Origin of the sequence: Nostoc sp. 106C (assembly GCF_002154725.1) — a bacterium.
Taxonomy (GTDB): domain Bacteria; phylum Cyanobacteriota; class Cyanobacteriia; order Cyanobacteriales; family Nostocaceae; genus Aulosira.
In genome coordinates this window covers 75,611-94,639 of record NZ_MTAW01000185.1, presented here as the reverse complement: position 1 = coordinate 94,639, position 19,029 = coordinate 75,611, and the positions used below count along the sequence as shown (strand labels likewise).

Here is a 19,029-nt window from a genome sequence, read left to right as displayed (position 1 = left end):
TCTATATGCGTCTTTCTGCTGCCCAAGTGAGATATCAATTAATTCAGAAATTTGGTTATGCAGATGAAGAATTACCAACTTCAGAAACAATTCGCGTTAAGTTAAATAATGCGCGGATATCGCCTCAAACGGGTTGCCAAAATTCAACCTCAAAAAAAATTCCCCAAACCGACGCAATCTTTGAGCAATTAGCTATAGTTCATCAAGAGGCTTTGGATGACTCAAGCATTTTACGTTTAAGTTTAGATGCAAAAGCTCGTGTCAATATCGGCTCATTTGACCGTGGTGGTAGAAATCGAGCACCGACAAAAACCGATGACCATGACTTCCACCCTAAAACAAGCGTCACTCCTTATGGTATCTTCCTTCCAGGGCTTGACGAACTATTTTTATATTTTACAGAATCAAAAGTAACGAGTGATTTTATTGTTGATATTTTAGCAGATTTTTGGGAATCAGAAGGGGAGCGATTTCCAGAAATAAAGACTCTGCTTATTAATCAAGATAACGGAGGAGAGAATAACTCTCGGCGTACACAATTTATGAAGCGCATAGTTGAATTTTCTCAAAAATATCAACTGAACTTACGTTTCTGAGCTTACTACCCTCCCTATCACAGTAAATATAATCCGATTGAACGAACTTGGGCTGTACTAGAAAATTATTGGAACGGTAGCATCCTTGATGAAGTGGAAACAGCTTTAAATTTTGCTCATAACATGACATGGAATGGTAAACATCCTATTGTTAAACTAGTCACTAAAACTTATGAGCTAGGAGTTAGGTTAACTAAAGAAGCTATGGCAGAAATTGAGAAGCAAATTACGCGTTTGACTAGTTCCAGTCATGAAAATTTTCCAGATTTAGGGAAATGGTTTATTGATATTTGCTATGAAACAACATAATTAAAAAAATAATTTCTCAAGTTTTCTAACTCCGAGAATTAGTAATACTACATCATTAATTACCACTCTTTATCCAAGGAAAGTGGTAATTTCTCTTGTGTATTTGTGAGGGCAAGGGTTGCTAACAGCAACCCTTGCCCTCACCCACTGTAATGATTATCATTTTCATTAGCTGTATATTTTATTTCTTGGAAGTCCCCTATTCCACTGTGATGCTTTAACTACACTCACATCAGGATTTCTACCTTGTTCTTCACCAGTTTGAGAAAATGTTCTAACTACTACATCTTTATCAGCAATATAGTCAAGTCCTAAACGCCTAATTTCATCATTGAAACCCAGCATAAGAAATCTTGCTAAATTCTTATGTGCCCTAGTAGGTTCCACTTTGATAATCTCTCCATTTACCAGTTCATAGATACCAGAACCATCAGGGTACTGTTCTAAAAAATCCGCAAAAGTTAATTTTTGAACTGGGATTTTCATCATATTTATTCACAACTAATCCTTTGTCTTTAAAAGTTTCCTACGCAGGGAAACCCGGCTTCGAGAAAGTTTTCGCTGCGTTTACTCCGTGTGACTCTGCGTTTAAAAATTAATTGTCCCCTTCTCCGCTAGCAGAGAAAGGGGTACGTTTCTTAGAAAAACCAACCGTAAGAATGCAAACCCTTACCTAAAAGATTCACACCCAAATAGCAAACCCAAACAACAACAAAGCCACTAGCAGCTAAAATTGCTGGACGACGCCCTTGCCAACCGCGAGTAATTCTGGCGTGGAGGTAGGCGGCGAAAACTAACCAAGTGATTAATGCCCAGGTTTCTTTAGGGTCCCAACTCCAATAAGAACCCCAAGCCTCGTTAGCCCAAACAGCACCTGCAATAATACCAATTGTCAGTAAGGGAAATCCTAGCCCAATGATGCGATAGCTGATGTTATCTAGGGTTTCGGCAAGGCTAAGACGTTGAGGTGAAAGAGGTTCAGCAGATGTTACGGTTTGCGACTGAGGGGCAGTTACTAAATTCAAAACTGCGGTTTTACCATTACCGTTGCTATTGCTTTCATAGCGAACAAAGCCATTATTTTCGACCGCTGATACTTGTGGTTGAGAAACTAACTCACCTGCTTTGTGCAACTTATAGCCATTGCTGCGGTAGCCACCAGTACCGACAGAACTGCCTTGTAGTTGGATATTTTGACCGCGAGTGACGATCAAAAAAGCGATCGCTAGCAAGGAACCCACCATCAAAGCAGCATAACTCAACATCATCACGCTGACGTGCATCATCAGCCAATTTGACTTGAGTGCTGGTACTAAAGGTTCTGCTGCTTGCATTGCTGATGGTAGCGTCAGGGTAGCAAAAGCGGCAATCCCCATTGCCACAGGGGCAGTTACCACTCCCACTAAGCGGCTGCGGCTAGAATTTTCAGCAATCAGATGAATAGTGGTAATTCCCCAAGTTAAGAAAAATAGTGATTCATACAAATTGCTCAGTGGAAAATACCCAGCTTCTATCCATCTTGCCCCTAATAAGGTGGCTATGCACAAATTTGCGATCGCCATTCCAGCTGTCCCCAAGGCTGCAATGACCGGCAGATTCGGAAAAGCTGCCCCTACCCAATACACCAGCATGGTGAAGAATAAGACGGCAAAAGAGGCATTGTCCAGCCAGTTCTGGAGTACAACCAGATTCATAAAGTGTTCTCCCCAGTAGATTCTTTAAAAATATTAATTCTGACTGTTCTGATCCTATCTGCTTAGAGGTTATTGGGTCATAGGTTTTTATCAAGTTAAGAGTCAATTGTCATTTGTCCTCTCTTACAAAGTTCTGTTCGTCAGAGACGTTGGCGTTCGCGCAGCGTCTCCCTTAGGAGAAGCCATCGGAGGAAACCTCCGCTCAACGCCAGTTCTTTCAAGTCGGGAAACCCTTTCGGCAGTTCCTCCTGGGGGAACCCCCAAGATCGGACTGCCTCACCACACGACTGGCTCGACTTTGCGCTTTGTCCTTTGTTATTTATTTCCCTGCACCCCTACTTGCTTTTCCTCCTTGTCTCCCTCATCCCCTCTTATGAACGGTCAACTTTTTTGAGTGCGAAAAAAATGTCATAGCGAGTACTGCGACTGTCGCTGACGGCTGTTGTCACGCCAATAGAACGTGTTGCTGCTAACCAAGTTTGTTGATTGGGAAACAAGATTGGTAGGGGAAAATTTTTCGCCGTCCGTTCGACATCTAGGAAAAATTGACCATTTGTCGGATTGGGTTCCGAGGGTACTGTTTGTTGGAAAGGAATTGTGCTGGCTAGGGTATTACTAGGTTTAGGAACAATTTTATCGGCGAGCGGCGCACCCACTAGCAAGAAAGCAATATCTCCATCTAACCAGCCGTGGGTAGCTGCTAAGGTGCCATAGGGCCCCACCCAGTTGACAACCGATTTCCCTGCTACCAATCCCGGTTGGATCTGGAATTGGTATTGAGTTTTCATAACTTCATCAAGCTGTTTTAAGGATGTTTCAGCTAAGGTGCGATCGCTTGCCTGTACCATAAACAGTAACCCAGCCCTAAAGTCTGCTGTTGAGACATCTTTTGGCGTATTGGGAATTATTGATAAAGAAAACTCGCCTTTCATCCACTGGAGTAAATCTCGATCTAAATCTAGATTTGTCAGGGATTTCACACCACCTCGTAGCTGTTCTGCTGTGATTGGCGACAGGGGATTTCCTTGGGATGTTAAAACATAGTCTCCCCACAAGCGCTGTAAATTCCCGCCAGAAAGCATCATTAAGGTTTCGGCTGGCACTAGGCTTTGCATTCTCCCAGCTTTATTTTCCACCGCCAGCACTCGCTGGCTATTCGGGTTGAGCCAAGAAACACCTTTTAAACGTATGCCTTGCGGCTCTAAGTTAATTGTTCCCGCCAAGCCTTGATTATTCTGAAGTTGAGCTAAAACTTGGGCGGGTAATTGGCGATTGGGTGCAGCCGCAGCTATCCTAGCAGCTGTTGGCACATTCACATAAAACTGAGCAAAAGGTTGGTAATTAGCAATTTTGGGAAAATTCTCAGCAAAACCCCCTGTTGTTGCTAAGGAAGTTTTATTTTTATAGGCATCAATCGCTCGTTCTGTGGCTTTGGGATTATCAGTAATAACTAAGAACTGCCCATCTAATAATGTTGCTGAGATATTTTCCCCTGCTTGCCCATCGGTTTGTTTGATAGCAAAACCTTGATATGTGCGGTCAATCCATTTGCTTTGTTTTAAGGTTTTGGGGTTTGCCAACAGGCTTTTGGCTTGTTCTAGGTTTTTTACTGGCAGAACCATTACCATCGACTGCTGACTACTAGCAGCATCTGCATTCGTAGAAACTGGTTTGGGTGCAGGTTGACTGGCTTGAGGTGCGAGAATTGCCAGCGTAACTTCATTACCTACCCAAGGTTGAATATCTTTCTGGAAGTCATAACCATTACTAGTTAGAAAGCGATCGCGCAATTTTATTAAATTTCTATCCAACTCTGCTTGGGTTTGTTTTGTCCCATACTCCTGCAATTGCTGCCATTGTTTAGGATCTGTGGTTACAGAAACCGCAAACAGGGCATCCTGAGGAATAATAGTTGCTCCTATTGGCAAATCTCTGGAAAATGGTTGCCCCTGAGTTAATAACCAGTATGCTGTGCTCCCCAGACCTATCAATAATCCAGCAGCAGAGAGTGTCAGCACCAGAGATGGTTTCTTTGTTTTTTTCATCGGAACAGAAACAACAGGCAGTGCCATTGAAACCTACACCTCATACTTACGAATTCATTACTTGATTGGTCAAGTCAACCAAAAGTTTTCCCATGCTCTAGGGCAGCCAATTACATTAATTTATCCACCCTAGATATTGATGCTCCTTTGGTCATCAACTTTCCCAACTATTTCAAAAGCTTTATTTTTGTGGTTAATCACCTTTGGTAACACACTTTAGTTTATTTCGCAGGACAAGGTGGAAAATTCTCCAGAGCAAATTCGTTATCCAAGCGATCTGAGGATATAACTAACTTGACAAAGCTGCAAGTCATCAGTATGGCTATATTAGTTCATCTAACTTAGCTGTTGCTTTTACTGTGCCAGAAGGCGATCACTACTGTGGCATGAAGTAAAAATTTGAAAAATTGGATACTAGCTTAAAGCACAAATTTAGTTACATTGCATTGCTTTATTTCAAACAGTATTCCTCATTTTCAATGATAAGTAGCTAATTTTTGTTGGATAAAGCAAAAATATTAACAATTACGTTGAAATCCACGAGCTTTAGGTTTAATAATCCTTAAATTGACAGGTTTTGTACTGAATAAAGGCACTAATTTCCTCAGCTTCAATACAGTTATTGTTAATTTTTGTTATTTATTTAAAATTTATAAAAACAGTTATAAATCACCTAAAAGCTACAGTCTCACATTTCTTTCTGCCTTGTGCCATCAGGTATGTGCCTGTAGTAGCCAATTACAAACTAAATTTTCGCCATCTTGCTATTGTATCTTCAGCGAAAAGGCCAGAAAAAGAATCTTTAGTTTTAGCTTTTTAGGGATTACTAGAACTTAGCTGCATAGGACCCAAGTATTTAGTTAAATAAGGCGAGAAAACTTCATATATTAATGTCAAAGGCTGTCCATGATGCCAAAACAAATAGTGACGACCCCAAAATGGCCCGCTCACCTCAAAACCAGACTCTAAACCAGGTGAGCAACCACAGTAAATGCCTTGGACATCCCGATATAACTCAGTGCGCAGACGCGCTAAACTAGCCCAAATCGGTAATGAACGGTTTTGCAAATACTCATCTACATGGCTGGCTTCCCACCAAGAAGTAGCATATGCCAATCTCTGACCAGAAGCAGTGCGCAGCCAAACCTGTCGCCGCAATCGTGGGCCGGGGACAGCTTGAATTAAATCGGGAGCAGCATCTGAGTCCATGCCAATTAATGACATATCAATTACATCCACTTCCGTTGGCTCACCTGTGAGCAATTCTAAGTGACGTGTTGGTGAGCCATCGCCCAAAAGTAGCATTTGCCAAGTTGGTGCCAGTTGAGAGTGGGGCAAACTTTGCTTGATTACATCCTCCCCACCTTGCCAAATCGGAGTCAGACGATACCATGCTGCTGGCAGTGTTAAATTGTTTGTCGGCTTAAAAATAGCAGTCAATGTTCTTTACAAAAGTTCACTTATTTCTATGAAAGCATAAAAAACTAGTATTAAATATAGATTCCAAAGCTAAAAGTCAATGATCTTAGGTTTTGCAACCATTAACCATTGACTTTTAACTGACTATTCACTAAAAAATGCGGATGGCGAGACTCGAACTCGCAAGGCAAAGCCACACGCACCTCAAGCGTGCGCGTATACCAATTCCGCCACATCCGCACGGGTTTTATCACTGAATTAAGAATATAGCATAAATTTTCTGCCAGCGGATATCAGACGGACAGAAATATAGTCACTTCAGGAGTGATATTAAAAGGGGTATAGCCAACGTGGGATGCACGGTACGCTTGCAACAACCTAGTTTGGGTGAATGCAAGAGACGAACAGTAGCAATATTGTTAATCTAGTTAAACCCCGTAGGCACTCTCAGCCAAATCCTACCCTTTGGGAAGCTGCCCGGAGGGCTTATACCCTCTTCTTGGGATGAGGTTAGGGAATCTCCTGTCATAATTTGAAATAAGGCGGAAAGCATTGTTGCAAGTTGAATGGGAGAGAATGTCAATCTACTGGTACAGATATCGAAGCTAAAAAATGAAGTTTGACAAAATATTAATTGCCAATCGGGGAGAAATCGCCCTTCGTATTCTCCGCGCCTGTGAAGAAATGGGAATTGTGACAGTTGCCGTTCACTCCACTGTTGACCGTAATGCTCTACATGTGCAACTTGCCGATGAAGCGGTTTGCATTGGCGAACCTGCCAGCAGTAAAAGTTATTTGAATATTCCCAATATCATTGCTGCCGCCTTGACGCGTAATGCCAGCGCTATTCATCCTGGATATGGCTTCCTAGCAGAAAATGCCCGGTTTGCCGAAATATGTGCCGACCATCATATTGCCTTTATTGGCCCCACCCCCGAAGCTATACGCTTGATGGGCGATAAATCCACTGCCAAAGAAACCATGCAAAAGGCTGGGGTACCTACAGTACCAGGTAGTGATGGTTTGGTAGAGTCTGAGCAAGAAGGATTAGCATTTGCCAAAGATATTGGCTATCCAGTCATGATCAAAGCCACAGCTGGTGGCGGTGGACGGGGTATGCGTCTAGTGACTTGTGAGAGCGAATTCGTCAAACTTTTCCTAGCAGCTCAAGGAGAAGCAGGTGCTGCCTTTGGTAATTCTGGCGTTTATATAGAAAAATTTATTGAGCGTCCACGCCATATTGAATTTCAAATTTTGGCAGATAATTACGGCAACGTCATCCATTTAGGCGAACGGGATTGCTCGATTCAACGACGCAATCAAAAGCTTTTAGAAGAAGCTCCCAGCCCCGCTCTCGACTCAGATCTGCGAGATAAAATGGGCCAAGCTGCCGTGAAAGCTGCCCAGTTTATTAACTACAGTGGGGCAGGGACTATCGAATTTCTTTTGGATAGATCCGGTAAATTCTACTTTATGGAAATGAACACCCGGATTCAAGTTGAGCATCCCGTGACAGAGATGATTACTGGAGTAGACTTGGTGGCTGAACAAATCCGGGTTGCCCAAGGGGAAAGACTCAAGTTGACTCAAGACCAAGTAATTTTACAAGGTCATGCTATTGAATGCCGGATTAACGCCGAAGACCCCGACCACGACTTTCGCCCTTCTCCTGGACGAATCAGTGGTTATCTCCCACCTGGTGGTCCTGGTGTACGCATTGATTCCCATGTCTACACCGATTACCAAATACCTCCTTATTACGATTCCCTAATTGGTAAGTTAATTGTTTGGGGAGCTGATCGTCCTACTGCTATTAACCGGATGAAACGAGCGTTACGGGAGTGCGCAATTACTGGACTGCCTACGACTATTGGGTTTCATCAAAGAATTATGGAAACGCCTCAGTTTTTGCAGGGTAATGTGTACACCAATTTCGTGCAGGAGTTAAATAGCCAAGGGTAGTACTCAAGAATTAGGGAATAGAGGCTAGGAGGACACAAGGGATAAAAGCTCTATACCTGATGCCCCATTCCCTAACTCACACGAGACAACATAGTCAGTAAGCCTTGCTGACCCAACAGAATTTCTCGTAGCAAACTGAAAATCCCAACCCAAATAATTGGGGTAATATCTACTCCACCTATGGGTGGTACAAGTTTTCGCAGCAGTACTAAAAAAGGTTCAGTTGGCCAAGCTATCAAATTCAAGGGAAACCGATTCAGATCCACTTGCGGATACCAAGTGAGAATGATGCGAAAAATAAACAAAAATATCATCAATCCCAATACAGGATTGAGAATCCAAGTAGTCAGGTTAACAGCAGTCATTGGTTTGAAGTACTATCTGTGAACGCAGAAAAAACCTAAGCGACATTCAAAAATTTTTAAGCTTTGTTAAGCACTCTCTATAATTTTAACCAAATGCTGTCACTTCCTTTCTGGGATCGAAAAGCAAATACGCTAAGGCAGTTAACCTAATCATTTGTGAGGGCAGTGGTCATTTTGTAGCTCATGATTAAAGGCTTCTCAAGGAAGTGATACACCATTAGAATTATGATGAAGTGTGTAAAAAAAGGTTGAGAACTATGACACCTGCTTTAGCAAATTTTCTTTGGAGTCTGTTTTGGGGTGCTGTGATTGTCGTTATTCCTGCGACAGTTGGTTTGATTTTCATAAGCCAAAAAGATAAAATTCAGCGTTCATAATGTTTGCGGGAGTCAGTTTGACTCTTAAAAACGATTGTCTGTTAGCTATCTATCTAATTGCAGCAAGCGCCGCAATTCCTCTTACAGGAGACAAGGTATACTTAGCTGACAGACAAAAAAATTTTAGCTTTCGGTGGACAGCTTCAAAGCTTCTTTACCAGTTGCTTTGAAGCTTCAATATATTTATTGTGCCTGTTTAGAGTAGTGATTTTAATTGTGACTCGCTAACATAGATTTGATATTGGGAAAACAGCAATGATAAATTTTGGGCTGAACTCAGCCAGTATTCTGGCTCAGGTAAATTTTGGAACGAACTCAGCCAGTATTCTAGGAATTTTCCTGGCTGTGGCTGGGGCAGCACTGTATTTTTTGCGGACTGTGCGTCCAGAACTGTCACGAGATCAAGATATCTTTTTTGCGGCAGTAGGCTTACTTTGTGGCTTTATTTTGATCTTCCAAGGTTGGCGACTAGACCCAATTTTGCAATTTGGTCAGCTGCTTTTAGTCGGCACAACCGTGTTTTTTGCAGTTGAAAGTATTCGCTTGCGTAGTATCGCTACCCAGCAAGCCAAGCGCAACACTCCAATTGTGGATGAAGACCGTCCAGTGAGCAACAACTATTCTTATAATAAGCGGCGGGGATATCAGGCTGAGGTGGATGACGATTTAGATCCATTGCCTTATGAAGAAGAGGAACGCCCTGTACGTCCCCGAATTCGTGCTAGCAGGGAGGAGCGTTCATCTCGTGACGATTACTATGAGGAACAACCACCTCGTCGTTCAGAACGTCGCAACATTAATGACAGGCAGGACGCAGGAGATAAAAGTCGTCGCCGTACTTCTGGACGTTCTGTGAGTCGTCCCTCAGATAGGTTGGAACAAGAAGATTGGGGTTCTGCTTCTAGAGAGGTTGATGATTGGGATAGTTCGGGAGGAGAAACGAGAAAACCTTCTCGTCGTGGCAATAACGGACCGCAGCGACCAGAAAGTCGTGATGAGGATGTCACCCCCAGACCAAGAAGGCGTCGTCCAGCTAGTGACTCAACTTCCCGCAGAGAGCGTGAGGATGATGAGGCGATACCAACTGATTACGTAGAATACAAACCGCTTGAACGACCAGATGAAAATTCTGATAATTCAACCAATTTTGATGATATTTAAAACAGTCAGGGGCGATGGAAAATAGTTGAGGTGAAAAAATTTACACCAGTATTTTGGCTCCAAAGACCGATTCATTGGAGCCTAGTTTTTAGCTTGGCAACTGTGCTTGTGTCTTGTAATTCCAGTGATATTCCGATTGGTCCTACTTCCCTCAACAGCCGTTACACGGAAGAACAACCGACTTTGAGTGGAAATGGGCGCTTTTTAGCGTTTGTGTCCAATCGTAATGGTAGTCACCAAATTTTGGTATATGACTTAGAGAGGCAAAGTTTTATTGGCACCCCAGGCTTAAACCGGCCGGAGACAATTGCCGAAAGTCCTAGCTTGAGCTACACAGGACGTTACATTGCTTATCTAACTAGCGACCAAGGCAGACCAGTGGTAGCACTTTACGATCGCGCTACGCAACAGTCACAAATTCTCACCCCAATTTATCGTGGCTGGGTAAGAAAACCAGGTATTAGCCCAGACGGGCGTTATGTTGTATTTGAAACCGCTAGCCGCGGTCAGTGGGACATTGAAGTTCTAGACCGGGGGCCAAATATAGAGTTAGATATTCCCAATGGTGCAACCATCGCTCCACCACCCACAGCACCATAAGTAAAAATCAGAAAAAATTGTGAGTTATTAGTTACTAGACTATTTACGATTTACTAATGACTAATGACTAACATATGAAAAAATCTATTTTTATATCTGTAATTGCCTGCTCCGGTTTGTTGACTGGGTGTTTTGGCTATCCCCGCCTTGTGAGTTATCCTTTCGATCCAGGAGGTCGCAGCCTCAACAGTTTAGCGTCAGAATTAAACCCCCAAATTGCTGGCAGATATATTATTTTTACTACTGACAGACGAGGTAGCCAAGATGTTTACTTGTTTGATCGGATAACTGCTAATTTGGTTGATTTACCAGGTTTAAATACTTTAGATACGATCGCTTCTCATCCTAGTATTTCTGAGGATGGTCGTTATGTAGTTTTTGCAGCCAGCCGACAAGGGCGATCAGCTATCTTTCTCTACGACCGAGAAACACGCCAATCGCGGAATTTAACTGCTAATTTGCAAGCAGAAGTCCGCAATCCCACGATTAGCGCTGATGGTACTAGGATTGCCTTTGAATCAACTAATAATGGTCAGTGGGATATCTTAGTCTATGACCGTTTTGGACGACCATTAAATATACCTCAAGATCCACGTTGAGGAAGTCAAAAGTTAAGGGTCTATAGTCATTTGTCCTCTCTTACAAAGTTGAGGCAGTTCCTTTAAGCGGGGGAACCCCGCTTAAAGGAACTGCCGTCTGAGCGGAGGTTTCCGACGCAGGGCGACACGCCACTCCCCCCAAAGGGGAACCCCCGCACGGGGGTGGCTCAGGAACGCAGTGGCTCGACTTTGCGCTTTGTCATTGGTTATTAGTTATTTCTTTGGGTTTTTGCGTCCCCCTACCCTGCGGGAACGACTTCATCGAACGGGTGAGCCACTTTGCTTATGCCAGGAAACTCGTTCACCGCAAGTGGCTCACCTTGTTTTCCTTCCCTTGCCCTAATCTCCAGATCTAATTACTTCTTCCACAGATTCAATGAGCGATCGCACTTGTTGAGTACCTTCGGAAGATTCAAAGGAAAGTGGAAATTTACCTTTAGTTATCATCCGCAAACCGAGGGGTGCCAAACTGAGCAATCCTCGAAGATCTCGAAAATAATTACCAACGACGTGTAAACCAAATTTACGTTCATCAATCCAGCCTCCTTCTTTCACCAACTCGATTAATACTTTACGGTGACGAATTGAGCGACCATCGCTAGCTTGTTTGTGTGTGAGAATTTCTTGTTTAATTTTGGTAATTTGCTCTAGTGGTGCTACATCCATTGGACAAACTGAATCACAGTATAAACAACGGGTACAACCCCAAACTCCTTTAGTCCCTTCGTTATAATCTTCTAACCGTTTTTCAGTTTCTTGGTCGCGGGAGTCTGCTACCATCCGGTAAGCTTTGGCCAAGGCATGAGGACCCACAAAATCGGTATTTACTTCACGAGCATTGCACTCAGAGTAGCAGGCTCCACACATAATACAATTACCAGTTTGATCGAGCCGCGATCGCTCTTGTGGCGTTTGTAAAAATTCTCTTTCTGGAACTTGTCGTGCTGCCGTACTCACATACGGAGTCACCGCCTCTAAATTATTCCAGAAACTGCTCATATCCACTACCAAATCCTTAATTACAGGCATATTGCCTAGAGGTGCGATCGTGATTTCTGGAAGAGCATTTACCTCACGCGCTGGCGATGGAGTCTTTTGTAATCTGGCAATTTCACTGCCAACATTTTCCTTACAAGCTAAAGCAGATCGCCCATTAATTCGCATAGCGCAGCTGCCACAAATTGTGTTGCGACAATTTTTACGATACGCTAAAGTGCCATCTTGCTCCCATTTAATGCGATTGAGACAATCAAGGATTGTATTGCCAGATTCTACCTCCAAAAGGTAAGTTTGCACAATAGGAGAGGAATTTTGTTGTTGTCGAATGACCTTGAAAAGAATTTCCATTACCACCAACCAAAATTTTGAAATTTTCCTACCTACCTGAACAATCTGAATTCCAGGCAAGTCACTCCGAAAAATGAGATATACTTTTGTTGCTCTTTATTTCAGCTAGCTGTTAATAGGCTGATGACTAAAGTCCTACCGATTCTAGTACAGCGTTGCAAGAATAGAGTAATACCCAAAAATAGCTCAAAATCCTAAAATATAAGGTTTTTGTAGTCGCCCTAAAGGTAGCTTCTCCTAAGGTATTTTAATAATCACTCTTCGGGTGGCTTCCCTGAGAATATTTTGAATTCTACACAGCAGTACTACTTTCAGCATAACCATTAAAATTTTAGTTGTATGAGTAACGCAGGCAATAGTTGTCTGCTGCTATTGACCCAACATCAAAAAATTATTGCTGCTTTACATTTAATTGACCTGTTTGGCAGTATAGGTAAGAAATAGTTAGCCAGATATGAACTGGTCAAAATTCCCTCCATAGCTCAAATAAATCTATTAAATCCACCTTAGGGTAGCAATGTATCTTGATGTCAACAAAAATCAAGACTTCCCTGGAAGGATAGCGCAAACGGTTATAAATTGGGAACTTTTTGTTTATATAGAAGTGTTAAACCGATAATTAACATCTTGTACTGGCAATAATGCAATAGACAGATGTAGAAAAACTAATTCTTCCCAAAGACAGACGTAAATAATACTCTATCTAGTGTTTGTCTGTTGGCTATCAAGAGAGAGCTAAATCCCTATGACTTTTTGTCTCCTCTCAATCAAGCACATCTTCGATTTAACTCTCTTGTCAAAACTGGCGGTCTAAATTAGAGTAACTTTTAGAAAAGTACTGCTAGAATACTCATCACCGCAATCAAGCGCAAGAAAAATCCTCATTGGTTTTTACTTACCAGAGCTAGGATATTTAAATAAAAATTTACTAGCAACTTTAATTCTAAATAAAACAACAATTTTGCTATTATTAGTCCATGCTAGTATTTAATATAAAATTACGAAGTAACAAAACCAGTATCAAGAGCCGTACAAGCGCGGCTACTACTGCTTCGTTTATTTCGTAATGTAGAGACAAAAAAATTCACGTCTCTACTATCAGGGCAAAAGGGTGTATGCCTGTATGACCATTTTCAAATCTCATGCTGTCTGAAGCTTAAGAGTAATAGTAGGGTAAACCCTATAACTCAACGGCAACAAAGGCAAGCACTGAAAGTGGAAAACCTGCAATTTCTTGGTCTAGGACTTATTTGCAGTAGAACCCACATAATTTGTAAAGGTGGCTTAAAGTTACACCACTACAGTAGTGCCAAAAGAAAAATTAATTTCATTTTCTTTGGCGAATCATGGTTAAAAGTGACGCAAAATCACCGAAATTAATGCCTGTGATCACCATGACCTCTAATTTTTTGTGGGCAACCATAATAGAGGCGCTTGGGCTTACCCATAGCAACAGGAATTTACCCACAGCTTAGTGACCAGAGTAGCTCTGTGCAGAAGCTAAAAAGCTAAATCCTGGCACAAGACAAGATAGTTTATTAGTTTGGAGAAAGTAAGGAAATTTTGAGCATAATGAGTGAAACTGCAACCGCACCATTAACCGGAAAAGCATTGCTTGCTAAAGTAAAAGAGCTTTCCAATTTACCGCGTCGAGAAAGAGCAAAGCAGTGCGGCTATTACACGGTCACTAAGAATAATCAAGTTCGTGTCAATCTCACTGATTTTTATGACGCTTTGCTATCGGCTAGAGGAATTCCTCTTAGTCCAGAAGCACCAAAAGATGGCCGGGGTCGTGAACCGACATATCGAGTTAGCGTCCATCAAAATGGTCAAATTGTTATTGGTGCTACATACACCAAAGCAATGGGCTTAAAGCCAGGTGATGAATTTGAAATTAGGCTGGGATACAAGCACATTCACTTGATTCAACTCGGTGAAAGTGACAAGAAATTAACCCAGCCAGATTTAGATGACGACGAAGTGGATGATGAAGATTTAGAAGACGACGAAGAGTAAGTTGTTTTAATGATAGGGATAGGTTGAAGGCTAATGCTTGATAACTTATCTCTACCAATACAACAAACTGACACAGTCGAAAAATACGATTAGGCCTCTTGCATAAGTCACTAATTTTAGTAGAGTCTTGATTAAGAATCAAGAAATCTATTGTTGCAAGAAGTTAGTCGTGTTTTTTGTGCCTATTTTAATAACATTCTTAGAGCCATCAGCCAACGCCCTACTGGTATTTCTCAAAAATGCACCAGTATTAGTTGTAGTGATGGCTTTTTTTATTGCCTGGGTAGGCTGCTGGTTGCCGCTAGCATTAGTAGTAGCGATCGCACTCAAATGGCAACCAGGTAAAAGTTTGCAACCTGAGCAAAAGTTACCCTTATTATTGCCCCTTTATCTATTAGCCCCGTTGATTTTTTGGGGAATTAATTGGCTAGGATTAAGATCTTTGTCTGATTACGGCTTTGTTGGTAATATTTCAATTTTCAGTTCTTTGCTCTTAGGTTTGAGCTTGGGAGTACTGAACATAGCTATTGTGTTTAGCTTTCAATTATGGCTGGGTTGGTGCCAATGGCAACAGTCGAATAACGAGTTAATACTACCCAACTTGCTACCAATTTTATTGATAGCGCTATTAGTGGGTGCCATAGAAGAATTAATTTTTCGGGGTTTCTTATTTACTGAATTAAATCGCGAATACCCAGTTTGGTTAGCCGCAGTAATTTCTAGCTTAATTTTTGCCCTGCTGCACCTAGTTTGGGAACAACGTGAAACCATCCCCCAACTCCCTGGACTATGGCTGATGGGAATGGTATTGGTGTTGGCCAGGTTTACCGATCGCGAGAATTTGGGTATAGCTTGGGGATTACATGCAGGATGGGTATGGGCGATCGCCACTTTAGACACAGCACAAGTAATTACTTCTACAGGTAAAGTATCTGAGTGGTTTACGGGCAAGAACAAAAAACCTTTAGCTGGTTTAGCCGGAATTGTCTGTGTTTTGCTGGCTGGGGCGATTCTCTGGTTATTTCTTCAATTCGTAAAGCTGGGTGATTGATAATACAGTATATAAAATAGCAAGAGCAGCAGGGGGCATACTCAATCTATCGCCGCAGATAGTCAGTCGATCAAACGACCAAATAAAAGCTAGCCGGTGCGTTAGCTCGCTTCACCGACTTGAGGCAAAGGATATTCAATAACATCTTGATTTCTGAAATCGTAACTTTTATTAACAACAGTAAAAAAATCTCAATACCCATAAAGTAAACTATTTTAGTTTGAATTTTTAGACTACTCACTGGGAACAATAAAACTACCAAATCTATTCAGATGGATACGTAGTTCATCATGGGCCTTGATTTTACAGTAGCCATCCCCACTTACAATGGGGCAAACCGTTTACCCAGAGTACTCGAAAAATTACGAACCCAAACTGGTGTAGAAAACCTGAAATGGGAAATTTTGATTGTTGACAATAATAGTACAGATGGCGTTGCAAAACTTATTCAAGAATACCAGCTGCAATGGTATCACCCGTTCCCATTAAAATATTTCTTGGAGACTCAACAAGGAGCAGCCTTTGCTAGAAGCAAAGCAATTCAGGAAGCAAAGAGTGAAATTATCGGTTTCCTAGATGATGACAATTTGCCTGCGCCTAATTGGATTATCGAAGCTTATAAATTTGCTTTAAATAATCCACAAGTTGGAGCTTATGCTAGCAAAATTAGTGGTGCTTTTGAAGTAGAACCACCAGGAAATATTAAGCCACTTTTACTTTACTTAGCAATTACCGAAAGAGGTGAACAGCCCCATTTATATTTACCTTTTCGACAGGGATTTCCTCCAACGGCAGGCTTAGTTGTTCGCCGTCAAGCATGGAAATATCATGTGCCATCATCTCCTTTTCTAATTGGTAGAATTGGTTCTTCTATGTTAGGTAGTGAAGATGCTGAAGCATTATTTTATATTCAAAAAGCTGGATGGGAAATTTGGTATAATCCCAGTATGGAAGTAGAGCATCTGATTCCTGCTTGGCGGCTAGAAAAAGATTATTTAATTTCTTTAATGCGTGGTGTTGGTTTAGCTCGTTTTCATTTAAGGATGTTACTTATGAAAAATTGGCAACGTCCTTTAGCCTTTTTTATATATCTTCTAAATGATACAGCTAAACTCATATTACACTTTATCCGTTATTACAAAATAATTAATAGCGATATTGTTGCAGCTTGTGAGATGGAAAGACTGCTCGCTACTTTAGTTAGTCCTTTTTATTTATGGCATATAAAAATTAGCAGATTTTTGAAAATAAGTTCTACCGCTTCCTTTAAGCAAAATGGAATTCAAGATCGTTGAAAGCATTGCTCTGTAAAACTTTCAATCCAGAGAATATGTTCTCATTGATAACCCGTGCCTTATAAGGCTCCTCTTTAATATAGATTTTATTAGCATAAAAGGATATACAGAGTCTGAAAATATACTGATGATGCTGTTATCCTTAGTAGATTAATATATAAATTATCTTTGATAATACTCAATATATTTTACATACAGTATGACTACTATATCTGTAGTTATTCCAGTTTTTAATGGAGAAAAAACCATTAAGGAAACAATTAGTTCAGTTCTTAATCAAACATTCTCTCAATTTGAATTAATATTGATTAATGCAAGTTCTACAGATGCAACATTAGAAGTTATATCTAAAATTCAAGATGAAAGGATAAAGATATTTTCTTATCCTAAAGCTAATGTAGCTGTTAATCGTAATCGAGGTTTTTCTCATTCGATTGGCGAATTTGTTAGTTTTCTAGATGCTGATGATCTTTGGACACCTGATAAGCTAGAAGCACAATACAAAGCGTTACTAGAAAATCCTAATGCTGCCGTAGCTTATAGCTGGACTGATTGCATAGATGAAACAGGTAAATTTTTACGTCCATGTAGAACAGTCGCGGTAACAGGCAATGTATATCCACATCTTTTATTAGACGATTTTATCGGCAATGGCTCCAATGTCATGATTCGGAGACAGGAATTTATTGAGATTGGCGGTTTTGATGAATTACTAACTAATGCTCAAGACTCAGATTTGTGGTTAAGATTAGCTGCACACTATCAATTCGTAGTGGTACCTAAATCGCAAATCTTATATCGAATCTCAGCTAATTCAATGTCTGCTGATGTTTACAAAATGGAAAAAGCATGTTTACAAGTGATTAAACGTACTTTTAAACAAACTCCCTCATCCCTACAATACCTTAAGCCATACTGCCTAGCAAACACTTATAAAACTCTACTTTATAGAACACTTGAAGGAAAACCAGAACGGAAGAAAGGTTGGATAGCTGCTAAATTCCTGATTCAGGCTATTATAACTGATCCCTCTATACTTTTCAAAAAGGTGATATTTAAAGCTTTATTAAAACTGGCAACAATTACTATCTTACCTGATAAATGCGCTCATTTGTTGTTGGCTAAAATCCCTTGTCTTAATAACACAAGTACTTTACTGGGATATATGAAAACAGATCCATTTTTAATCAAAAATTAGTATGTTTTTCAAGAATATGCCGTTAATTTCTATAGTGCTTCCAGTTTATAATGGGGAAAAAACAATTGCTGAAACTATTAATTCTGTTTTAAATCAAACTTTTGTGAATTGGGAGCTAATCATCATTAATGATGGCTCTCAAGATTCTACTTTAGATATTATTAAAGAAATTGAATTCACTGATTCCCGGTTACGCATATTCTCTTATCCAAATGCTGGTCTAGCTGCTAGTCGTAACCGGGGTATAGCATTATCTTTAGGTGAGTATATTTCTTTTATTGATGCTGACGATCTATGGACATCAGATAAATTGAAATCTCAGTTAATTGCACTACAAGAATATCCAAATGCTTCCATAGCTTATAGCTGGACAGATTATATTGATGCAGATGGTAAGTTTGTGAAATCTGGGGGGCATACTACAGACACAGGTGATGTTTATCAAAAACTTTTACTATGGAATTTTATAGAAAATGGTTCTAATCCTTTAATTCGTAAAGAAGTTTTCACCATAGTTGGTAGTTTTGATGAATCACTTACCGCAGCTGAAGATTGGGATATGTGGTTGCGTTTAGCAGCTCAATATGAATTTGTAGTAGTCCCAAAAGTACAAATATTATATAGACTATCTACAAATTCCATGTCTGCTAATCTTAAAAGACAAGAAATTACTTGCTTAGTAGTAATAAACAAAGCTTTTGCTACTCCAAGAGCCGAATCTTTAGGATATTTAAAAAAATATACTTTGTCTAATATTTATAAATACCTAACTTTTAAATCTCTAGAAACACCTCCAGATAAAGTACACCGTTGGATATCTACCGTATTTCTTTGGAAGTGTGTGCGATATAATCCTGCTGTAATAAAACAGAAAAAAATTATTTTAATAGCGATTTTTAAAATAGTTTTTCCTTTTCTGTATTACCATTTAAAGCGTAATTTAAAATTTAAAACTTAGCTATATTAAATATTTTTTATAAAAACAATAGCAAAAC

The 19,029-nt window shown here is 40.5% G+C and carries 16 protein-coding genes, 1 tRNA gene and 1 pseudogene; 11 read left to right on the top strand and 7 right to left on the bottom strand.

Annotated elements, in window-relative coordinates:
* Nucleotides 1–5: 5 nt before the first annotated feature.
* Nucleotides 6–905 (top strand): annotated as a pseudogene (locus BV375_RS28655) (ISAzo13 family transposase).
* Between the two features lie 168 nt (nt 906–1,073).
* Here BV375_RS28655 and BV375_RS28650 read toward each other — a convergent pair.
* The 5 genes from BV375_RS28650 to BV375_RS28630 all read right to left on the bottom strand — a co-directional run bounded on the left by BV375_RS28650 (nt 1,074) and on the right by BV375_RS28630 (nt 6,303).
* A complete protein-coding gene (locus BV375_RS28650; protein ID WP_086766812.1) occupies nt 1,074–1,394 on the bottom strand; it encodes a Uma2 family endonuclease in 321 nt (106 codons plus the stop codon).
* Between the two features lie 149 nt (nt 1,395–1,543).
* Entirely contained in the window at nt 1,544–2,599 is a 1,056-nt protein-coding gene (gene ccsB, locus BV375_RS28645) for a c-type cytochrome biogenesis protein CcsB (protein WP_086766810.1), read from the bottom strand.
* A 371-nt stretch (nt 2,600–2,970) separates the two neighbouring features.
* On the bottom strand, nt 2,971–4,671 hold the full coding sequence (locus BV375_RS28640; protein WP_086766808.1) for a DUF3352 domain-containing protein: 1,701 nt from the start codon (nt 4,669–4,671) through the stop codon (nt 2,971–2,973).
* Nucleotides 4,672–5,460: 789 nt separating this feature from the next.
* Entirely contained in the window at nt 5,461–6,084 is a 624-nt protein-coding gene (locus tag BV375_RS28635; protein WP_086766806.1) for a chorismate lyase, read from the bottom strand.
* 138 nt (nt 6,085–6,222) lie between these two features.
* A tRNA-Leu gene (locus BV375_RS28630) sits at nt 6,223–6,303 on the bottom strand.
* Nucleotides 6,304–6,675: 372 nt separating this feature from the next.
* Between BV375_RS28630 and accC the strand changes: the two genes are divergently transcribed.
* Nucleotides 6,676–8,025 (top strand): acetyl-CoA carboxylase biotin carboxylase subunit, encoded by a 1,350-nt coding sequence (gene accC, locus BV375_RS28625; protein WP_086766804.1) that lies wholly within the window; start codon nt 6,676–6,678, stop codon nt 8,023–8,025.
* Between the two features lie 71 nt (nt 8,026–8,096).
* On the opposite strand, the gene BV375_RS28620 is transcribed toward accC, so the two are convergent.
* Nucleotides 8,097–8,390, bottom strand: a complete 294-nt coding sequence (locus BV375_RS28620) for a YggT family protein (protein WP_086766802.1) — start codon at nt 8,388–8,390, stop codon at nt 8,097–8,099.
* Between the two features lie 257 nt (nt 8,391–8,647).
* On the opposite strand from BV375_RS28620, the gene BV375_RS28615 reads away from it, so the two are divergent.
* The 4 genes from BV375_RS28615 (at nt 8,648) to BV375_RS28600 (ending at nt 11,127) form a co-directional block, all read left to right on the top strand.
* On the top strand, nt 8,648–8,767 hold the full coding sequence (locus BV375_RS28615) for a photosystem II reaction center X protein (RefSeq protein WP_086681980.1): 120 nt from the start codon (nt 8,648–8,650) through the stop codon (nt 8,765–8,767).
* A 255-nt stretch (nt 8,768–9,022) separates the two neighbouring features.
* A complete protein-coding gene (locus tag BV375_RS28610) occupies nt 9,023–9,928 on the top strand; it encodes a Ycf66 family protein (protein ID WP_086766800.1) in 906 nt (301 codons plus the stop codon).
* A 30-nt stretch (nt 9,929–9,958) separates the two neighbouring features.
* On the top strand, nt 9,959–10,528 hold the full coding sequence (locus BV375_RS28605; RefSeq protein WP_086766798.1) for a TolB family protein: 570 nt from the start codon (nt 9,959–9,961) through the stop codon (nt 10,526–10,528).
* Nucleotides 10,529–10,602: 74 nt separating this feature from the next.
* A complete protein-coding gene (locus tag BV375_RS28600) occupies nt 10,603–11,127 on the top strand; it encodes a TolB family protein (RefSeq protein WP_086766796.1) in 525 nt (174 codons plus the stop codon).
* A gap of 339 nt (nt 11,128–11,466) precedes the next feature.
* Here BV375_RS28600 and BV375_RS28595 read toward each other — a convergent pair whose 3' ends face one another.
* The gene (locus BV375_RS28595; protein WP_208099208.1) at nt 11,467–12,474 is read right to left on the bottom strand and encodes a succinate dehydrogenase/fumarate reductase iron-sulfur subunit; all 1,008 of its coding nucleotides are present in this window, start codon (nt 12,472–12,474) and stop codon (nt 11,467–11,469) included.
* Nucleotides 12,475–14,046: 1,572 nt separating this feature from the next.
* Between BV375_RS28595 and BV375_RS28590 the strand changes: the two genes are divergently transcribed.
* The 5 genes from BV375_RS28590 to BV375_RS28570 all read left to right on the top strand — a co-directional run bounded on the left by BV375_RS28590 (nt 14,047) and on the right by BV375_RS28570 (nt 18,992).
* Nucleotides 14,047–14,490, top strand: a complete 444-nt coding sequence (locus tag BV375_RS28590; protein WP_086766794.1) for an AbrB family transcriptional regulator — start codon at nt 14,047–14,049, stop codon at nt 14,488–14,490.
* A 169-nt stretch (nt 14,491–14,659) separates the two neighbouring features.
* Nucleotides 14,660–15,541: a CPBP family intramembrane glutamic endopeptidase gene (locus BV375_RS28585; protein WP_086766793.1), complete on the top strand. Its 882-nt coding sequence runs from the start codon at nt 14,660–14,662 to the stop codon at nt 15,539–15,541.
* Nucleotides 15,542–15,831: 290 nt separating this feature from the next.
* Nucleotides 15,832–16,836, top strand: coding sequence for a hormogonium polysaccharide biosynthesis glycosyltransferase HpsE (gene hpsE / locus BV375_RS28580; protein WP_086766791.1), 1,005 nt, complete (start codon nt 15,832–15,834; stop codon nt 16,834–16,836).
* A gap of 199 nt (nt 16,837–17,035) precedes the next feature.
* Nucleotides 17,036–18,034 carry a glycosyltransferase gene (locus BV375_RS28575; RefSeq protein WP_086766789.1) on the top strand — a complete coding sequence of 333 codons (999 nt, stop codon included), beginning with the start codon at nt 17,036–17,038 and terminating at the stop codon, nt 18,032–18,034.
* Between the two features lie 16 nt (nt 18,035–18,050).
* Nucleotides 18,051–18,992: a glycosyltransferase gene (locus BV375_RS28570; RefSeq protein ID WP_086766822.1), complete on the top strand. Its 942-nt coding sequence runs from the start codon at nt 18,051–18,053 to the stop codon at nt 18,990–18,992.
* Nucleotides 18,993–19,029: the final 37 nt, after the last annotated feature.

What these genes read in the sequence shown, in the direction of transcription:
- accC (WP_086766804.1), top strand. Translation starts at nt 6,676, where the DNA reads ATGAAGTTTGACAAAATATTAATTGCCAATCGGGGAGAAATCGCCCTT.
- BV375_RS28590 (WP_086766794.1), top strand. Translation starts at nt 14,047, where the DNA reads ATGAGTGAAACTGCAACCGCACCATTAACCGGAAAAGCATTGCTTGCT.
- ccsB (WP_086766810.1), bottom strand. Translation starts at nt 2,599, where the DNA reads ATGAATCTGGTTGTACTCCAGAACTGGCTGGACAATGCCTCTTTTGCC.
- BV375_RS28600 (WP_086766796.1), top strand. Translation starts at nt 10,603, where the DNA reads ATGAAAAAATCTATTTTTATATCTGTAATTGCCTGCTCCGGTTTGTTG.
- BV375_RS28575 (WP_086766789.1), top strand. Translation starts at nt 17,036, where the DNA reads ATGACTACTATATCTGTAGTTATTCCAGTTTTTAATGGAGAAAAAACC.
- BV375_RS28595 (WP_208099208.1), bottom strand. Translation starts at nt 12,474, where the DNA reads ATGGAAATTCTTTTCAAGGTCATTCGACAACAACAAAATTCCTCTCCT.
- BV375_RS28615 (WP_086681980.1), top strand. Translation starts at nt 8,648, where the DNA reads ATGACACCTGCTTTAGCAAATTTTCTTTGGAGTCTGTTTTGGGGTGCT.
- BV375_RS28620 (WP_086766802.1), bottom strand. Translation starts at nt 8,390, where the DNA reads ATGACTGCTGTTAACCTGACTACTTGGATTCTCAATCCTGTATTGGGA.
- BV375_RS28640 (WP_086766808.1), bottom strand. Translation starts at nt 4,671, where the DNA reads ATGGCACTGCCTGTTGTTTCTGTTCCGATGAAAAAAACAAAGAAACCA.
- hpsE (WP_086766791.1), top strand. Translation starts at nt 15,832, where the DNA reads ATGGGCCTTGATTTTACAGTAGCCATCCCCACTTACAATGGGGCAAAC.
- BV375_RS28610 (WP_086766800.1), top strand. Translation starts at nt 9,023, where the DNA reads ATGATAAATTTTGGGCTGAACTCAGCCAGTATTCTGGCTCAGGTAAAT.
- BV375_RS28650 (WP_086766812.1), bottom strand. Translation starts at nt 1,394, where the DNA reads ATGATGAAAATCCCAGTTCAAAAATTAACTTTTGCGGATTTTTTAGAA.
- BV375_RS28570 (WP_086766822.1), top strand. Translation starts at nt 18,051, where the DNA reads ATGCCGTTAATTTCTATAGTGCTTCCAGTTTATAATGGGGAAAAAACA.